Source organism: Bradyrhizobium sp. NC92 (assembly GCF_025200865.1).
In the GTDB taxonomy this organism is placed as follows: Bacteria; Pseudomonadota; Alphaproteobacteria; order Rhizobiales; family Xanthobacteraceae; genus Bradyrhizobium.
This window is the reverse complement of sequence record NZ_CP104171.1, coordinates 4,660,828-4,678,286: the sequence shown is the minus strand read 5'-3', so window position 1 is coordinate 4,678,286 and position 17,459 is coordinate 4,660,828. Positions and strand designations below refer to the sequence as shown.

Sequence of the window (17,459 nt, the reverse complement as noted above, 5' to 3'; positions counted from 1 at the left end):
TTCGGCGCGCGCTCACGTTCTGCCGTTGTCGCGAATCGACAGCAGTCCGTCCTTGATGGCGAGACGGATGCCTTCCTCGATCAAGGTACGTGCGACGCCGGGAACGCTGGTGCCGTGGGTGCCCTGTCTCACCAGCTTCTCCAGGTAGGTGATGGTCGAGAGCGCCAAGGTTACGGGAATGCGGTCAGTCTCGGCTTTTTCGGTGGCCATGGCCCGAACGCTAGCCTCTTACTCGGGTACATAAAAGTAACGATTAAGACTCTATTTAGGTTCGGGGGTGGAAGTCAAATGCGGTCTGTGCGTGACGCTCAGCATGTTGGAATCGCACGGGAAATTACCCACGACTCAGCGCGCCGCGTGGCAGACCAGGCGGCGGGGGCCGTCAATCGGTCGGGGAAGGGGCGGTCCGGCTCAGCCGTGCACGATCGCCTTTTCGATCATGCAATGGATGCCTTTGGCGCCGTTGACAGTCTGGGTCACCCGGAGATCGGCGGCCAGGCTGCACAGCGTGTAGGCATCCTCGCGTGACAGATTTCGCGTCTCGCCGAGCAGCGCGATCATGTCGCGCAGCGCGCGCACCACGCATTGGTCGAGATCGGGGTCCATCGCCATGGTCATGTAGTGCGTCGGTGTCTCGGCGCGCGGGTAGTCGAGCTTCAGGTCCTTGCGCAGCGTCAGGCGGAAGCGGCCCTTAAGCGCGGTCTCGATCGCGGTGACGCAGACCTCGCCGTCGCCCTGCACGCCATGGCCGTCGCCGCAGGAGAACATCGCCCCCGGCACGAATACCGGCAGGTACAGCGTCGCACCGGCGCCCAGCTCCTTGTTGTCGAGATTGCCGCCCATGGCGCGCGGGATCAGCGATGAGATGCGGCCCCAGGCCGGCGGCGGCGACACGCCCATCACGCCGAAGAACGGCTTGAGCGGCAGGTCGAGGCCCCACGGCATGTGGCCGACCATCCGCGTGCGATCGAGCGGGATGTTCAGGATCCGCGTCTCGTGAAAATCGTCGGGCAGGGTGCCGGACAGCGGCTTGATCAAGTTCCAGCCCCAATCCTGCCGGAGCTGCACGTCGAGGATCTCGACCGCAAGCACGTCGCCGGGCTCGGCCCCTTCGACCGCGATCGGACCGGTGAGGATGTGGCCCGGCAGCATGCGCTCGCTTGTGGCATGAACCTGGTGCATTTCGGGCGGAATGTGAAACTTGTCCCGATCAGGCAGCACATCAGGCCCCCCGCTGATGGTGTCGACCGTCACCTCGTCGCCGCTGGCAACGGTGAGGACGGGCTTGAGTGCGGCTTCGAAGAAGCCCCAATGGCAGGTTTCGGGGCTGGAATGCAGGTGATGATGGGTCATGTGCCGCGTCCGCTTTCGTTTCATCAGCGCGGGCTTGACCCGGCGATCGATCCTCTTTCAAGAAGATTTCTGAAGATGGCGGGGCCGGTCAAGCCCCGCACAGACCGGCCAGGTCATTTAGGCCGGTCATTCAGACCAGGTGATTTTCAGCGAGGCTCCCCTGTTTTTCGTTCTTTCCAAGACCTTGGGCACCGCGCTGCTGCCGATCAATCTCCTGGTCGAGCTCGGAATTGTGGCTGTGGTGTTGATGGGGACACGCTTTGCCGCATTTGGCCGCAGGCTTGCGATAACGACGCTGGTACTGCTGGCGCTCGCGGCGTTCTCGCCGCTCGGCAATCTCCTGCTCTATCCGCTGGAGTCGCGCTTCCCGCCCTGGGACGCCGCGCGCGGCGCGCCCGACGGCATTATCGTGCTCGGCGGCTCGGTCGACACCGATCTATCGGCGGCGCATCGCACGCCGGTCGTCGCGCGCGCGGCCGATCGCCTGTTTGCGCCGGCCGAGCTTGCGCGCCGCTATCCCCATGCGCGCATCGTCTTCACCGGAGGCACCGCGAACCTGATGTCGACCGAGGCCAGGGAGGCCGACTATTCCGCGCCGATCCTGGAGAATCTCGGCATCGCGAAGGACCGCCTGATCCTCGAACGTCACTCCCGCAACACCTGGGAGAATGCGATCTTCACCAAGCAATTGGTCTCGCCAAAGCCCGGCGAGCGCTGGCTCCTGGTGACGTCGGCCTTCCACATGCCGCGCTCGATGGGAATCTTCCGCAAGGCCGGATTTGACGTCGAGGCCTATCCGGTGGACTGGCGGATGGGAGGACGCGACGATCTGTTCTCCTTCACCAATATGGGCGCGGACGGGCTCGGCCGAACGGAAGTCGCCATCCGCGAGTGGATTGGTCTCGTGGCCTACCGCCTGATGGGCAGGACCGGCGAGTTGCTTCCGGGACCGGGCAAGGACTAGAACGAGGCCACAAGAACACGGCGCGCGATCGCCGGCGCGGAGGAAGCCATGCAACAGCAGAGTGCGGACAGGATCGATCTCGCCGGCCTCGTCGCCGATCTCAACAGCCTCTTGCGGCTGAAGACGAATGTGATCGGCATGAAGCTGTTCGCGAGCGTCGCGGGGATGGAGGCGATCCCGAAGATCCGCCGCCCGAACGCAATTCACACCACCGACCAGATCGTCAGCATGGCCGCGCGCCTGGGCTGGACCGTCGGTATCACCGCCGACGATCTCGTAGGCGCGCAATGCCGCGCGGTGATCGGTCTCAGCCCCCAGGACGAGAAATGGCTCGCCGGCGAAAACTATGTCGGGGTCTGGCACGGCACCGCGGAAGACGCGCGCAAGCGCCAGGAGGCGCTGGACGTGGTTCCGTTCGGACACTATCAGGCGCTCGTCGTCAGTCCGCTGGCGAGCGGCCGGCTCGATCCGCCCGACATCTGCCTCGTCTATGCAACGCCCGGGCAGATGATCATCCTGATCAACGGGCTGCAATATACCGGCTACAAGAAGTTCGAATGGGGTGTGGTCGGCGAGACCGCCTGTGCGGATTCCTGGGGGCGGGCGCTCAAGACCGGGGAGCCCAGCCTGTCCTTGCCATGCTATGCCGAACGGCGCTATGGCGGCGTGCCGGACGAGGAGATGCTGATGGCGCTGAAGCCCTCGCATCTCGCCAAGGCAATTGAAGGCATGAAGGCGCTGGCGAAGAACGGCCTGCGCTATCCGATCCCGCCCTATGGCATTCAAAGCGACGTCCGTGCCGGCATGGGCGTGAGTTATGCGAAGAAGTAAAGGCCGATCATGAGCTCTGCGAAATTCGACATCGTCGTCTACGGCGCGACCGGTTTCACCGGCCAGCTCGTCGCCGAATATCTGGCGGCGCATTACAAGGACGACAAGGCGCTCAAATGGGCGATGGCGGGCCGCAGCCTCGACAAGCTGAAATCGGTGCGCGATACGATCGGCGCGCCGGCCGACACGCCGCTGATCGTCGCGGACGCGTCGGACGCGGCGTCGCTGAAGGCGATGGTAGCGCAGACCAAATCGGTGATCACGACGGTCGGTCCGTATCAGCTCTATGGCGAGGATCTGTTAGCTGCCTGCGTCGCTGCGGGTGCGGATTATTTCGATCTCTGCGGCGAGCCGGTGTGGATGCGGCAGATGATCGACAAGTACGACGCGGCGGCCAAGCCGAGCGGCGCGCGCATCGTGTTCTCCTGCGGCTATGATTCCGTGCCGTTCGAGCTCGGTACCTTCTTCGTGCAGGAGGAGGCAAAGCGCGTGTTCGGCGCGCCGGCACCGCGCGTGAAGGGCCGCGTGCGCGACATGCGCGGCACGCTGTCAGGCGGCACCGCGGCGAGCGCGAAGGCGACCTTCGATGCCGTCGCCAAGGACCTCAGCCTCGTCGCCATCCTCAACGACCATTTCGCGCTGACGCCCGGCTTCACCGGCCCGAAGCAGCCGAAGGGCAACAGGGCCGTCTTTGAGGAGGACCTGCAGTCCTGGGCCGCGCCGTTCATGATGGCGCTGATCAACACGCGCAACGTCCACCGCTCCAACATGCTGATGGGCTTTCCCTACGGCCAGGACTTTGTCTACGACGAGATGGTCCTGACCGGCGCCGGCGAGAAGGGCGAGGCCAACGCCAAGCGCGTCATGGCGGCCAATGCCGAGAAGACCGGGCCGAACGCGCCGAAGCCGGGCGAGGGGCCGTCGAAGGAGGAGCGGGAGAACGGCCGGTTCAACCTGCTCTATGTCGCGATCGCCCCCGACGGCCGCATGGTCCGCGCCGGCGTCACGGGCGACCGCGATCCCGGCTACGGTTCGACCTCCAAGATGATCTCCGAATGCGCGATCTGCCTGTTGCGCGACGCGACGGATGTCCCGGCCGGCTTCTGGACGCCGGGCGCAGCGATGCAGCACAAGCTGATCAAGCGGCTGCAGGACAATGCGGGGCTGACGTTTGGGGTGGAAGGCTAGCTCGGTATCGTAGGGTGGGCAAAGCGAAAGCGTGCCCACCACTTCTGTCGCGATTACGGAGAGATGGTGGGCACGGCGCGTTGCGCCTTTGCCCACCCTACGGCAGCGCTCGTGCCGCTACGCCGCCCTTGCGTCATACGCGTACATGAAATCCATGCCCTTTGCGCCCAGCGGCAGCAGCCATTTCAGCATCCGATTGCGCATCCAGGCGCCGGTGGCGCTGAACTCGCGCTTGTTGTTGCCGTTGCGGCGGGCGATGGCAACGATCTTCTCGGTGCGCGGGCGGCGCTCGGCCTCGAATGCCCTAAAGGTGGCGCCGAGTTCCTGGCCCTCCTGCATTAGCCGCGCGAGTCGCATCGCGTCCTCCAGCGCCAGCGAGGCGCCCTGGCCGGCATGGGGGCTGGTCGCGTGTGCGGCATCGCCGATCAAGAGCGAACGCTTGCGCGACCAGGTCGGCAGGGTTGCGACGTCGAGCGTGTCGGTGACGACAATGTTCTCGGCCGCTTCGATGATGGCGGGAATCGGATCATGCCAGCCGTGATGGAAACCGCGCAGATGCTGCTTCAGCGTCGCATGGTCAAGCGCGCGGAACATCGCCGCGTCCATGCCGTGTGCCGGCTGCGTGCTCCACCACATCACGCCGTCCGTCGGATCGGGGCCGCAATAGCCGTAGCCGAAGAAGCCGCTCTGGCCGAATGTCGTTTCGACATGCTGGCCGATGGATCTGCCGTCGAGCACGGCCTGCGGCACGAAGCCGCCGAAGCCGATCAGGCCGGTGTCGAACGGCTGAGGGCCGTCGGGCACGACCTGGCGGCGCACCACCGAGTGCACGCCGTCGGCGCCGATCAGGAAGTCGCCTTCGGCGGTGGTGCCGTCGGCGAAGTAGGCGATGATCGGCTGGTCGCCGCGATCCTCGATCTTGATCAGGCGCTTCTCGAAATACAGCGAGACGCAGGCGCACCAGGCCTTGTCGACCAGGATCTCGTTCAGCGTGGCGCGGGCGACGTTGACGGCGGGCTGGCCGAAGCGCCGCGCCATGTCGCGATTGATCGAGCCGAGCTTCTCGCCGCCCTGCGAATAGAAGTCGAAGGCTTCGGCGACCGAGCCACGGCGGATCAGCTCGTTCGCAAGGCCGATCTCGTCCAGGACATGCATGCCGTTCGGCGCGATCTGCAGGCCGCCGCCGATGCCTTTCGAATAAGGCCAGGCCTCGTAGATCGCGGACTCGATACCGGCGCGGCGGAGCAGGATCGCGGCGACGGGCCCGGCGATCCCGGCGCCGATGATCAAGGCCTTGCGGGGACGGTTCGACATGGCTTGCTCCCGACGTTTCCGTGGTGCTAGGAGAAATTACGGTCGCTAAATCTCTTAGTGACTAAGATATATATCGACTAAGATAAGAGGTCGGCCTTGTCAAGGACGAAGGCGCGCGCGGCGTTGTTGCAGCAACTGGAAGAAGCGATGCGGCGGTCGTCCGCTCAGGGCGTGCTCTATGGGCAAACTGTTGCGAACGTAGCCGGAATTGCCAATTCCGATCTCGAATGCATGGACATTCTCTACCTCGAGGGCCGCGTCACCGCGGGCAGGCTTGCCGAGGTCACGGGGCTGACGACTGGTGCCATCACCGGCGTGGTCGACCGGCTCGAGAAGGCGGGCCTCGTACGCCGCGAGCGGGACGAGAAGGACCGTCGCAAGGTCTTTATTTCCGTCGTGCCGGAGATGGCCATGAAGATCGGCCAGCTCTACGTTCCGATGCAGCAGGCGATGGAGAAGGTGTTTGGTGCCTATTCCGATGAGGAATTGCGCCTGCTGCTGCGCTTCGCCAACGAGGGTTACAAGGGCGTGCTCGCGGCAACCGAAGCGCTGAAGGGGCTGCTCGACACGCCGCCGGAGAAGCGTCCGGATCTCAAGCTGAAGAAGCTTCGCTAGCCTTATAGAGTTGCGCGGCCGCGATCATGCCCCACACCGCGCCGAGCATCATCCAGAAGTGCCGCCAGTGGTCGGTGTCGATCACGAAGCTTTCGCCGACGGTGCCGAGGAAGGCGGAAAACACCGCGAGGTATGCGCGCTGCCACGGCACACGGATGAAGACGTGGCGGAAGCCCATGATGACGGTGGTGAAGACCAGCGCGGGATAGCACACGCCGGACAGCCAGCCGCCGGACATGAAGGCGTTGAGGTAGGAGTTGTGAGTGTCTTCGGGGAAGTAGCGGTGGAATTGCAATGGGCCGATGCCGAACGGCAGGTCGAGCGCCATCTCCGCGCCGAGGATGTGGCGGCCGAAGCGACCGAAGCGGCCTTCGTCATAACTCTGGTCGAAGCTCGCGCGCTGCTTGAACATCTCCGCGGTGGCATCAAGCGACAGCAGCACGGCGATCAGCGCGAGGCCGAGCACCGCGGCGACGATCGCCATGATGACGATGCGCGAGCGCTGCGCGTTGGTGCGGCTGGTCAGCACCATCAGCGCCAGCATGAAGGCGGAGGTCAGCACCAGGCCGCCCCAGGCGGCGCGCGAGAAGGCGAGCAGGATCGCCAGCGACATGATGCCGAAGGCGATGACGTTGCGGAAGGCCTTGGCCAATTTGTCGGAGACCACGCTCTGGAGCGCGAACAGCGCCGGCAGGATCAGGAAGGCGCCGAGCACGTTCGGGTCCTTGAACGTGCCGCGCGCGCGGCCGTAGAGCGTGAGCAGGTCGTTTCCCCCGGGGATCAGGTGGAAGTAACCGGCGACTGCCAAAAGCGAGGCGATCATCGCGCCGACCAAGAGGCCTCGGCGCAGCATGTCGAGCCGCGCCGTCGTGTCCTCCGAGACGACCATCGCGAAGAACACCACCGTCACCGCCATGTACCAGGAGGTCGCGATCCAGCTCACCACCTCTGACTTGTCGAACAGCGGAATCGCGCTGATGGTGTAACCGACATTGAGCAGGACCAGCAGCAGCACCAGCGGCATCAGCACGAGCTTCAGCCGCAGGCCGGTGGCGAAGAAGGTGACGGTGGCGAGCAGCGTCGCGATCTCGTAGGGGCTCGGCTCGATGAACACGATCGCGCCGGAGGCGCCGACCAGCCACACCATCGCGCGCTGCAGCGCCAGCACGCCGGGCGCAGCCGGTGCGGCTACGTTCACTCCACCGGCTGTCGCCGCATACGTCATCACACGCTCTACGCTACTCTTAACGCTACAAATACAGCTGTCATCGCCCGGCTTGACCGGGCGATCCAGTACGCCCCGGCGGCCATTTGCGGAAAATCACTGGCGCCGCGGCGTACTGGATGCCCCGGTCAAGCCGGGGCATGACAGAGAAATTCAATACGCGTTCTCGTTCTTGGTCAGCAGCGAGATCGGCGTCTTCAGGAGAATGACGAGGTCGAACAGCACCGACCAGTTCTCGATGTAATAGAGGTCGAACTCGACGCGCTTCTGGATCTTCTCTTCGTTGTCGATCTCGCCGCGCCAGCCGTTGATCTGGGCCCAGCCGGTGATGCCCGGCTTGACGCGGTGGCGGGCGAAATAGCCGTCCACGGCTTCGTCGAAAAGGCGGCTCTGGAGCTTGCCCTGCACCGCATGCGGGCGCGGGCCGACCAGCGAGAGATTGCCTGAAAACACCACGTTGAAGAGCTGCGGCAGCTCGTCCAGGCTGGTCTTGCGGATGAAGCGACCGACGCGGGTGACGCGCGGATCGTTCTTGGTCACAACCTTGGAGGCGGTCGGATCGGCCTGATGGTGATACATCGAGCGGAACTTGTAGACGTCGATGCGCTCGTTGTTGAAGCCGAAGCGCTTCTGGCGGAACAGCACGGGGCCCGGGCTGTCGAGCTTCACCGCCAGCGCCACCAGTCCCATTACCGGAAGGGCGGCGAGCAGCGCGAGGCTGCCGACGACGCGGTCGAACAGCCATTTCATCACCAGGTCCCAATCGGTGATCGGCGCCTCGAACACGTCCAGCGTCGGCACCTCGCCGAGATAGGAATAGGAGCGGGGCCGGAAGCGCAGCTTGTTGGTGTGCGCGGAGAGGCGGATGTCGACCGGCAGCACCCAGAGCTTCTTCAGCATCTCCAGGATGCGCGTCTCCGCCGAGATCGGCAGCGCGAACAGCACGAGATCGACGCGGGTGCGGCGGGCGAACTCGACGATGTCGTCGACCTTGCCGAGCTTGCGCGCGCCGGCGCAGGTGTCGAGCGCGCGACTGTCGTTGCGGTCGTCGAACACGCCGAGCACGTGGATGTCGGAATCTTCCTGCGCCTTCAGCGCCTCGACCAGCTGCTCGCCGTTGCTGTCGGAGCCGACGATGATGGTGCGGCGGTCGAGCCGGCCCTCTCGCGCCCAGGCGCGGACCAGCGAGCGCAGCATCAGACGCTCGGCCATCAGGGCCGCGAGTCCGAGGAAGTAGAAGGCCGCCAACCACAGCCGCGAGACCTCGCTGCCGAACTTGGCGAAGAAGGAAATGCCGATGAAGAGCAGGAAGACGAACGACCAGGACGAGATCATCCGCGTCATCTGCCGGAGCTGACCACGGAACAGCTGCACCTGGTAGATGTCGGCGGCCTGGAAGCAGACCACGGCGGCGATGGCGACGGCGATGACCTCGGCTGGATAGACCCAGCTGAACGCCCCCGCGAGCGGCATGACATAGCCGAGATAGACCGCGATACCGACGAGGCTCAGCAGCGCGAAATCGGCAAGGCGCACGAAACCGGCGATCACGATCGGCGAATAGGCACGCGCGACCTTCTGGTTGACGACGTCGAGCGCCGCAGGCGAGAGCCGGCGACGGCGCTCCACGAAGGGCTGGTCAGCAGGCTTTGCCGCAGCGCTGGCCGCGGCATCGAACATCGAGCGTGCGTTGAGCGGTTCCACGGGCGTCCACGTCCATTCCAAAACCCGCGGCACGGCCTTGCGCGCCCGGGCAAGCATCCCCTGGCGCTTCGATTATCGGATAAATCGGAAGATTCTCTAAAGCCGGACTTAAGGGTGGTTAATGATTGGCAAATGCGTCGCGATAGCCGGCGAGCACGCCCTCGACCATCGCGGCCTGCGAGAAATGCGCCGAGATGCGCTCGCGCAAGGAGACCGCGCGTTGCGCGGTGGTGTGCGGATCATCGAGTGCTGCGGCGATCGCCTCTGCCATGGCTTCGGGATCGCTGGGCGCGAACAGCGCCGGACTGTCGGCGCCCAGGATCTCGGGGATGCCGCCGATCTTGGATGCGATCATCGGAATGCCCGCGGCGCCGGCCTCGATCACCACGTAAGGCATGGAATCGCCGCGCGAGGGGACGACGAGCAGCCGCCCCTTGGAGAAGCCGTAGCGCGCCTTGACGTGACCAATGAAGCGGATGGCGCTCCCGAGGCCGAGCCGCTCGACCTGTGCCTTCAGCGCGGCCGTCTCCTCGCCGTCACCGCCGAGCGTGAGCGTGACCTTCTTGCCGCCCTCGTGCAGACGCGCCACGGCGTCGACCAGCAGGTCGGCGCCTTTGATGTGCCTGAACTCGCCGACATAGCAGAGGTCGGTCGCATCCTCGCCGGTAATGACCGGCTCGAATTCCTCCGGCGTCACGCCGTTGAAGACGCAATGCACTACGCCCTTGGGCGTGCCGACGATGCGCTGATAGGTGTCGCGCGCAAAGGCACTCTCGAACAGGAACAGGTCCGTCGAATCCATCAGCGCACGCTCGAGCCGCGCGTAGAACTCGCCCTTGAAGGTGTTGAGCGGGTAGTGCAGCGAGCCGCCGTGCGGGGTGTAGATGCGGATCGTCTTGTCCGAGCGTCGCCGCATGCGGATGAAGGCGCCTGCCTTGGCACCGTGGCCGTGCATCACGTCGGGCTTGAGTGCGGCGATGAGCCGCCGCATGCGGAGCCATACCAGGACGTCGTCCGGCGACGGTTCGCGGCGGATCGCCATACGGTGCACGCCGAGCTTCAAGCGCGGCGCGAGCTCGGTCAGCGCCTTGTCGGCGCGCTCGCCGCCGGTGAGGCTGTCGGCGAGGATGCCGACATGATGGCCGCGGTCGACCTGGCCGTTGGCGACGTCCAGGATGTGACGGAAGATGCCGCCGACCGGAGCGCGCACGGCGTGAAGGATGCGAAGCGGCCGGTCGGGAGAGGGGGGCATGATCAAAACCAGCTCGACGGCGACTGCCGAACAATTGTCACGAAATAATCGCGATGGATTAAGGGGCCTCGTGGTTAACAAACGGTGACGGGCGCGCGCGCGTCAGGCGCGTGCTGTCGCGATTAACCCAGCGGCAACCTTAATGGAGTGTAATCGCCCCGGTTGAGGTAGAGTCGCAGCGTTGCCCTGCGGGAGTGTTCGATGCGTTTAGCGTTCTGGCGTGCCGGCAAGGACAAGGCTGTAATCGAGCGGGCCGTCGCGAAGTCCAAGGGCGAGGCTGCGCCCAAGATCGAAGCCACCATCGAAAAGATCGACGCCAAGATCGAAGCGAAGCCTGCGTCCGTCAGCGCGAAGCCGGGGCAAGTCGAATCCGGCGATATCGACCTGCATGCGCTCGGTGCCGCCCTGGCGCGCAAGCGCGGCTGGGTCATCGTTCCGACGGTGCTGGCGCTCGTTGCGTCCCTCGCCATCGTCAATCTCGTCACGCCGCGCTACAAGTCCGAAACCCGCATCCTGATCGACGGCCGCGAGAACGTGTTCCTGCGTCCGAACAGCGACCGCACCGAGGAGCGGCAGGCGCTCGATGCCGAGGCCGTCACCAGCCAGGTGCAGCTGGTGCTGTCGCGCGATCTCGCGCGCGAGATCATCAAGAAGAACAAGCTCGCCGAGCGCCCGGAATTCGATCCCGTCCTGCAGGGCATCTCGCCGCTGAAGTCGCTTGCCGCGCTCGTCGGCATCGGCCGCGATCCTTTCGCAATGACGCCGGAAGAGCGCGTGCTCGATTCCTATTATGAACGCCTTCAGGCCTACGCCGTCGACAAGTCGCGCGTGATCGTGGTCGAATTCCAGTCCGCCGATCCCGAGCTTGCCGCGCGCGTCGCCAACTCGATCGCCGACGGCTATCTCGTGCTGCAGCAGGCGGCGCGCCAGGAACAGGCCAAGAACGCCAGCCAATGGCTGGCCGGCGAGATCGAGAGTTTGCGCAAGAAGGTCTCGGAGGCCGAAGCCAGGGTCGAGGACTTCCGTTCCAAGTCCAGCCTGTTCGTCGGCACCAACAACACCACGCTGTCGAACCAGCAGATGGGCGAGGTCAACACCCAGCTCAACAACGCGCGCTCGATGAAGGCGGATGCAGAATCCAAGGCACGGCTGATCAAGGAGATGCTCCAGAGCGGCAAGCCGATCGAGGCATCCGAGGTCGTGAACTCCGAATTGATGCGCCGGCTGTCGGAGCAGAGGGTGACGCTGCGGGCGCAGCTTGCCGAACAATCCTCGACGCTGCTCGGCAATCATCCCCGGATCAAGGAGCTGAAGGCGCAGCTCGGCGACCTCGACAATCAGATTCGCGACGAAGCTGCCAAGATCTCGCGCTCGCTCGAGAACGACGCCCGGATCGCCAGCGGCCGGGTCGATGGCCTGACCGTGAGCCTCGAGCAGCTCAAGAAGCAGGCGGCGTCCACCAACGGCCAGGACGTCCAGCTCCGCGCGCTCGAGCGCGAAGCCAAGGCGCAGCGCGATCTGCTCGAGACTTATCTTGCCAAGTACCGCGAGGCCAACACCCGCGAGACCATCGACACCGCGCCGACCGATGGCCGCATCATCTCGCGCGCCATCGTCTCGAACACGCCGGCCTATCCGAAGAAGCTGCCGATCGTGCTGATCGCGACGATCGCCACGCTGCTGCTCTCGTCCGGCGTCGTCGTCACCGGCGAGCTGCTGCGCCAGACCGCGCCGCGCGCGGCGACGGGTCCTGCGCGCGCGCCGGTGCGTGAGGAGCAGCGGGTCGTTCAACGGGCCATCGAGCCCGCGGTCGACAGGGCCGGCGAGCCAATATTGGATCCGGTGTTGGCGGAGCCCGCGCCGCTGCAGCCGGAAATGACGGCCGATTTGGACACCGGCGAATTCACCGAGATCGAACGTCTGGCCGACGATCTGCGTGCCGCGGGCGCCGCGGCCAAGAAGGTGACGGTGCTCGGCACCGCGCCGGGCGAAGCCATCACGCTGTCGACGCTGACGCTGGCGCGGAACCTGGCGCGCGATGCCCGCGTCGTCGTAGTCGATCTCGCCGCATCCTCGCCGACGATTGCCGCAGTCTCCGTCGATGCGCAGTCGCCGGGCCTTGCCGAGCTGATGCAGGGCGAGGCCTCGTTCGCGCAAGTCATCACCCGGGACAAGCTGTCGCGGCTGCATCTGGTGATGGCCGGCCGTCCCGGCTTCGACCGCAGCCTGCTGCAATCGCCGCGCGTGGCGCTCGCGATCGACGCGCTGCTGCGGGCCTACGATCACGTGCTGATCGACGCCGGCAGCGCCTCCGACCTTCCGGCCGAGCTGTTGACGGCGCATGCCCGCGCCGTCGTGGTGCCTGACGCCGCGATGGCCCCGGATGCGCGCACGCAGATGTGCGAGCAGCTGAGAGCCGTCGGCTTCAGCGCGGTGACGATGCTGAGCAAGCCGGTGCAGCCGTCCGATGCCGCCGAGACGCCGCGCGTGGTGGCGGCGTAGGCGTTCTTACCCTCTCCCCTTGTGGGAGAGGGTGGCTTCGCGTAGCGAAGCCGGGTGAGGGGTCTCTATCCTCACGAACAATCCGGCGAGTCGAGAGAACCCCTCATCCGGCGCTTCGCGCCACCTTCTCCCACAAGGGGAGAAGGGAAGACAGAACTCGTAGGGTGGACAAAGGCGCCCTTGCGCCGTGCCCACCGCCTGTCCAATGCGGTAACGGAAGACGTGGGCACGCTTCCGCCTTCGCTCTTCGAGCTACGGCGGACAAGTCGCTTTGCCCACCCTACGAAATGGGCGTTTGTGGAGAGATCTTACCCGAACGCCTGCCGCAGCCGGCGGGCCATGTCGAACAGCATCTGGTTCTGCTTCACCAGCCGCTTGCCGTGGCTGAGCGAGGACATCGCCATCGCCGCGAGCTTGCCGCGCGAGGTCAGGGGGACGAAGCTGTCGAAAATCGCATCGTCGTCCTTGCAGAACATCCGCTTGTAATCGTCCGAACCGATGCCGAGGTCGAGCGAGCGGTAGCCGCGCTCGCCATAGCGGTCGATGATGTAGCGCATCAGGATCAGGCCGGGGCTGTAGCGGGCGTGCTCGGACATCGTGTAGGTGTTGAACATCATCGAGAAGCGCGTCCCGTCGGCGACGCCGGCGAAGATCGCGATCACCTCCTCGTCGCATTCCAGCGCATGGATGTCGATGACATGACCTTCACCGCGCGGTGCAAGGCAGGCGCTGCGGACGAACTGCTCGACGCCGGGTTCGGCAAAGACGTTCGGGAGCTTCTGCTCCGCCATCCGCGCCGGCTTGACGCGGAAGAACCAGTCGAGCAGGCGGGTGATGTCTGCGTCTGACGTCGCCAGGTGATAGCGATAGCCGGCGAGGGACTGAAGCTTCTTTTCCTTGCTCTTGAGGCGGCGGCGGAGGGAATTGCTGATCCGCGATGCCGGCGGACCGCCCGGCTCCATCAGCAGCCGCGGACAGGCGTTGATCGCGCGCTGCCGCGGCAGGGCTGCAAACGGGTTCCGCTGGTCGTGCCAGCGCTCGGGCTGCTGCGTCAGCGCGAGCACGTCGACGTGCTCACCGAGCGGCGCAAGCAGTGCATCGAGATCGGCGCCGGCGGCCTCTGCCGCGAACTCGGCGTTCCACAGGCCCATATTGAAGGTCGTGTGCTTGCCGCCCATGAAGCAGGCGGTGCGCATGCCGTGGCGCTCGCGCAGCGATAGCGGCAGCAGCAGGAGCGGCCGGCGCTCGGCGTCGCAGGCGATCACGATGAACGGCCGCGCACCTTCATGGGCGCCGACCAGTCGCTGCCACGGACTGAGCAGGTCGAAGCGCTGGTAGGGCGTGAAGAGATGGCCGTGTTCCTCGAAGGCACGCCAGACCGCCTCGGCCTCGGCGAGATCGGTGACGATATCGACCTGCGCAATACGGCTCGCTTTCGACCGCGCTGGCGCTTCTGCCGTCCGGCTTTGCATCGCCGCAGCCATGGTCATTCGCGAAACCTGTCGAGAAATCGAAAATACGTATTTCGGCCTGTGGCCGACCTTTGCAAACAAAGGTCAACAAAGGGTAATGACAATGGGCGAGGGAACGGACCGCCGGCGCGCGCGAAGGGTGGGATTTTGGCTTCCGACGACAGATGGCTGGAACGGCTGCGCCTCGAGCTGGCCTGGTTCACCGGCCAGGCCATGCTGCGCAGTCGCGGTGCCGGCGCCATCCTGCGCTTTCAGCACGTGCGGCCGCGGCGGCGCGGATTTCAGCCGCTGCGCGAGCACGAGGTCACGCCGCAATTCCTCGATCGCGCCATCCGCGCGCTGAAGCGGTGGAAGTACGATTTCCTCGGCATGGACGAGGTCTGCCGGCGCGCGGTGACGCTGCCGGAGAAGCGGCGCTTCGTGGCGCTGACCTTCGATGGCGCGCCCAAGGATCTCATCACCTTCGCCTATCCTGTGCTGGCGCGTCACGCCGTGCCATTCACGGTCTATGTGCCGACCGCTTTTCCCGACGGCGTCGGCGAGGCCTGGTGGCTCGGGCTGGAGCAGGTGATCGCACGCGAGAGCCGCATCAGCCTGATGATGGGCGAGAAGGAGCAGCGCTTCACCGTCGCCGACAAGGCCGGGAAACAGGCGCTGTTTTCGTATCTGGAGAGCTGGCTGCGCTCGCTGCCGCCGGCGGATCTGTCGGCCGCGATCGCCGATCTCTGCACGCGCTACCGGATCGACCTCGCCGCGCTCTCCCGCGAGGCTTCGATGGATTGGGAAGACCTTGCCAGGCTCGCCGCCGACCCGCTCGTGACGATCGGCAGCGCAACGGTGAACTATCCGGTCCTGGCCAACCTGAAGGACGCAGCCGCGCTGCGCGAGATGACGATGGGCAAGGCCGTGGCGGAATCGGCTTTCCAGCGCGAGATCAGGCATTTCGCCTTTCCGTTCGGCGACCGCGCTTCGTTCCGGCGCGGCCACGTCGTGATGGCGGAGGAGGCGGGCTTCGCCAGCGCCGCCTCGACGATCCCGGGCATCGTTGAGGCGGAGGGACGCACAAACTTGCGCGCGCTGCCGCGGATCCCCTGGGACGGGCGCGTGCGCTCGCTGCGGATGCTGCGCGTGCTGGTGTCGGGCGTCGCCTTTGCGCCGGTGAGACCGACCGGGAGCGCTACGAGCCAGACTTGACGCGATCGGGCCGCTGCATCCAGCTCACGATCGGCATCGCCGGCAGCACCCAGCCCATGCCGACCACCACATAGTAGATCGCCTGCCGCCAGCCGGATTCGGCGATCCACGGCATCTGCGCCGCCGCCATGCCGAGCAGGGCCCAGACGGTGGCCAGCACCAGGAGCAGGATGGCGCCGAGGAACTTGCGGGTGCGGATCGTCATGGCCGGGACTTTAAGGCTTTCGCGTAACTTGCGCTGCGGGAGCGGGGGACTATAAGGGGCACGCAATCCGGTTCAAGTCTCTTAGCCACAGGCTTGGTTTTATCTCTGAAATGACGACGATTTCCGCCCCATCCGAGCCGCATCGCGCCGTGCGCTGGTGGCTGATCTGCGTGGCCGTGCTGATCGCGCTGATGGTGCTGGTCGGCGGTGCGACACGGCTGACGGAATCCGGCCTTTCGATCGTCGAATGGAAGCCGGTCACGGGCAGTGTTCCGCCGCTGTCGGAGGCGGCGTGGGCCGAGGCGTTCGAGGCCTACAAGAAGATCCCGCAATATCGCGAGCTCAATTCAGGCATGAGCCTGTCCGAGTTCAAGCAGATCTTCTGGTGGGAATGGAGCCACCGGCTGCTCGGCCGCTTCATCGGCGTCGCCTATCTCTTGCCGTTCCTGTTCTTCCTCTGGCGCGGCGGGTTGTCGGGTGAGCTGAAGCGCAGGCTGTGGCTGCTGTTCGCGCTCGGCGGGCTGCAGGGGGCGGTCGGCTGGTGGATGGTGGCCTCGGGCCTCACGGAGCGGGTCGAGGTGTCGCAATATCGGTTGGCGACGCATCTTTCGCTCGCGCTCCTGATCTTCGCCGGCATCGTCTGGACGGTGCGGCGGCTCAAGGAGCGGCCGCACATTGCCGTGTCCGCGCGGCTGCGGTTCACGAGCGCGCTGCTGCTCGTGGTGACGTTCGTGCAGATCTATTTCGGCGCACTGGTCGCGGGCCTGCGTGCCGGGCGGGCCTACAACACCTGGCCTGAGATCGACGGGGCGCTCATCCCGTCGGCGGAGCGGCTGTGGTTCGAGACGCCGTGGTGGCGCAACATGTTCGACAATGTGCTGACGGTACAGTTCGAGCACCGCATGACCGCCTATGCGCTGTTCGTGCTCGCGCTGCTGCATGCGATCGACGCGGTGCGTTTGCGCGCAGGCGCGGCAGCAAGCGGCGCGCTGTGGCTGTTCGCGGCGGTGAGCGTGCAGGCGGTGCTCGGCATCCTCACTCTGCTCAACCAGGTGCCGATCGGTCTCGCACTGACGCACCAGGCGGTTGCGATCGTGGTGTTGACGCTGGCGATGATGCAGGTGGAACGGCTGGCATCACGGCAGTCTGCGCGGGCGCAGCCGCGCGTAGTTCCCGTGAGCCAGCCCGGCTGATCAGCAATAGCCGTAGACGCCGCACGCGTAGGGCAGGCGCCAGAAATAATCGACCTGCTTCCCGCCGTAATACGAGCCCTGATAATCGTAGCTCCACGGGCGGCCGTAATAGCCGGGCAGCGTGTGCGAGCCCGGCAGCAGCGGCGTGCCCGGCAGGTTACGGATATAGCTGCCGATGCCATAGGCCGGCGAGATCAGCGCATCCGGATCGGTCTCGACATAGACCTGAGGCGGGTCCTGCGGCACGGCGGCGCGCCGCTTCGGCGTCGCCGGCAGATCGGCGGCAATTGCAGCCGAGACCGTCAGCATCACTGCCAGGGCGGGCACCATCCAGCGCAGCATCGTCGGCTCCGAATCAAAGGGGCGATCCAAGGACGATGTATGGGGCGGATATGGTTAATGAGAGTTAACCGGCGGCGGCCGAAAGGGCCGCCGTCGTTCCCAGGC

16 protein-coding genes are annotated in these 17,459 nt (G+C 65.6%); 7 read left to right on the top strand and 9 right to left on the bottom strand.

What is annotated here, in order from left to right; all coding sequences use genetic code 11:
- Window positions 1-12 precede the first annotated feature (12 nt).
- Entirely contained in the window at window positions 13-210 is a 198-nt protein-coding gene (locus tag N2602_RS21875) for a hypothetical protein (protein ID WP_007603456.1), read from the bottom strand.
- A 201-nt stretch (window positions 211-411) separates the two neighbouring features.
- Window positions 412-1,353, bottom strand: a complete 942-nt coding sequence (locus N2602_RS21870) for an acetamidase/formamidase family protein (protein WP_260379381.1) — start codon at window positions 1,351-1,353, stop codon at window positions 412-414.
- Window positions 1,354-1,549: 196 nt separating this feature from the next.
- Between N2602_RS21870 and N2602_RS21865 the strand changes: the two genes are divergently transcribed.
- The 3 genes from N2602_RS21865 to N2602_RS21855 are packed head-to-tail and all read left to right on the top strand — an operon-like array spanning window position 1,550 to window position 4,336.
- Window positions 1,550-2,317 carry a YdcF family protein gene (locus N2602_RS21865; RefSeq protein ID WP_212255511.1) on the top strand — a complete coding sequence of 256 codons (768 nt, stop codon included), beginning with the start codon at window positions 1,550-1,552 and terminating at the stop codon, window positions 2,315-2,317.
- Between the two features lie 48 nt (window positions 2,318-2,365).
- A complete protein-coding gene (locus tag N2602_RS21860; protein WP_260379380.1) occupies window positions 2,366-3,148 on the top strand; it encodes a DUF169 domain-containing protein in 783 nt (260 codons plus the stop codon).
- 9 nt (window positions 3,149-3,157) lie between these two features.
- Window positions 3,158-4,336 carry a trans-acting enoyl reductase family protein gene (locus tag N2602_RS21855; protein ID WP_260379379.1) on the top strand — a complete coding sequence of 393 codons (1,179 nt, stop codon included), beginning with the start codon at window positions 3,158-3,160 and terminating at the stop codon, window positions 4,334-4,336.
- A 117-nt stretch (window positions 4,337-4,453) separates the two neighbouring features.
- Here the strand turns inward: N2602_RS21855 and N2602_RS21850 are convergent, their stop codons facing one another.
- Window positions 4,454-5,650 carry an FAD-dependent monooxygenase gene (locus N2602_RS21850; RefSeq protein ID WP_260379378.1) on the bottom strand — a complete coding sequence of 399 codons (1,197 nt, stop codon included), beginning with the start codon at window positions 5,648-5,650 and terminating at the stop codon, window positions 4,454-4,456.
- Window positions 5,651-5,797: 147 nt separating this feature from the next.
- Between N2602_RS21850 and N2602_RS21845 the strand changes: the two genes are divergently transcribed.
- Entirely contained in the window at window positions 5,798-6,265 is a 468-nt protein-coding gene (locus N2602_RS21845; RefSeq protein ID WP_260383694.1) for a MarR family transcriptional regulator, read from the top strand.
- On the opposite strand, the gene N2602_RS21840 is transcribed toward N2602_RS21845, so the two are convergent.
- The 3 genes from N2602_RS21840 to N2602_RS21830 all read right to left on the bottom strand — a co-directional run bounded on the left by N2602_RS21840 (window position 6,243) and on the right by N2602_RS21830 (window position 10,446).
- The gene (locus tag N2602_RS21840) at window positions 6,243-7,490 is read right to left on the bottom strand and encodes an O-antigen ligase (RefSeq protein WP_260379377.1); all 1,248 of its coding nucleotides are present in this window, start codon (window positions 7,488-7,490) and stop codon (window positions 6,243-6,245) included. The two genes, N2602_RS21845 and N2602_RS21840, sit on opposite strands and share 23 nt — an antisense overlap.
- Before the next feature lie 153 nt (window positions 7,491-7,643).
- On the bottom strand, window positions 7,644-9,194 hold the full coding sequence (locus N2602_RS21835; protein WP_260379376.1) for an undecaprenyl-phosphate glucose phosphotransferase: 1,551 nt from the start codon (window positions 9,192-9,194) through the stop codon (window positions 7,644-7,646).
- Window positions 9,195-9,312: 118 nt separating this feature from the next.
- Window positions 9,313-10,446: a glycosyltransferase family 4 protein gene (locus N2602_RS21830; RefSeq protein ID WP_212255148.1), complete on the bottom strand. Its 1,134-nt coding sequence runs from the start codon at window positions 10,444-10,446 to the stop codon at window positions 9,313-9,315.
- A 201-nt stretch (window positions 10,447-10,647) separates the two neighbouring features.
- Between N2602_RS21830 and N2602_RS21825 the strand changes: the two genes are divergently transcribed.
- Complete coding sequence (locus N2602_RS21825; protein WP_260379375.1) at window positions 10,648-12,948, top strand: exopolysaccharide transport family protein; 2,301 nt, start codon at window positions 10,648-10,650, stop codon at window positions 12,946-12,948.
- A gap of 308 nt (window positions 12,949-13,256) precedes the next feature.
- On the opposite strand, the gene N2602_RS21820 is transcribed toward N2602_RS21825, so the two are convergent.
- A complete protein-coding gene (locus tag N2602_RS21820) occupies window positions 13,257-14,438 on the bottom strand; it encodes a GNAT family N-acetyltransferase (RefSeq protein ID WP_260379374.1) in 1,182 nt (393 codons plus the stop codon).
- 129 nt (window positions 14,439-14,567) lie between these two features.
- Here N2602_RS21820 and N2602_RS21815 point away from each other — a divergent pair, with 129 nt between their 5' ends.
- Complete coding sequence (locus N2602_RS21815; protein ID WP_260379373.1) at window positions 14,568-15,614, top strand: polysaccharide deacetylase family protein; 1,047 nt, start codon at window positions 14,568-14,570, stop codon at window positions 15,612-15,614.
- Here the strand turns inward: N2602_RS21815 and N2602_RS21810 are convergent.
- Window positions 15,598-15,819, bottom strand: a complete 222-nt coding sequence (locus N2602_RS21810; RefSeq protein WP_018320088.1) for a DUF2842 domain-containing protein — start codon at window positions 15,817-15,819, stop codon at window positions 15,598-15,600. The genes N2602_RS21815 and N2602_RS21810 overlap by 17 nt on opposite strands.
- 110 nt (window positions 15,820-15,929) lie before the next feature.
- On the opposite strand from N2602_RS21810, the gene N2602_RS21805 reads away from it, so the two are divergent.
- Entirely contained in the window at window positions 15,930-17,012 is a 1,083-nt protein-coding gene (locus N2602_RS21805; protein WP_260379372.1) for a COX15/CtaA family protein, read from the top strand.
- Here the strand turns inward: N2602_RS21805 and N2602_RS21800 are convergent, their stop codons facing one another.
- On the bottom strand, window positions 17,013-17,354 hold the full coding sequence (locus tag N2602_RS21800; protein WP_260379371.1) for a hypothetical protein: 342 nt from the start codon (window positions 17,352-17,354) through the stop codon (window positions 17,013-17,015).
- Between the last annotated feature and the right edge of the window lie 105 nt (window positions 17,355-17,459).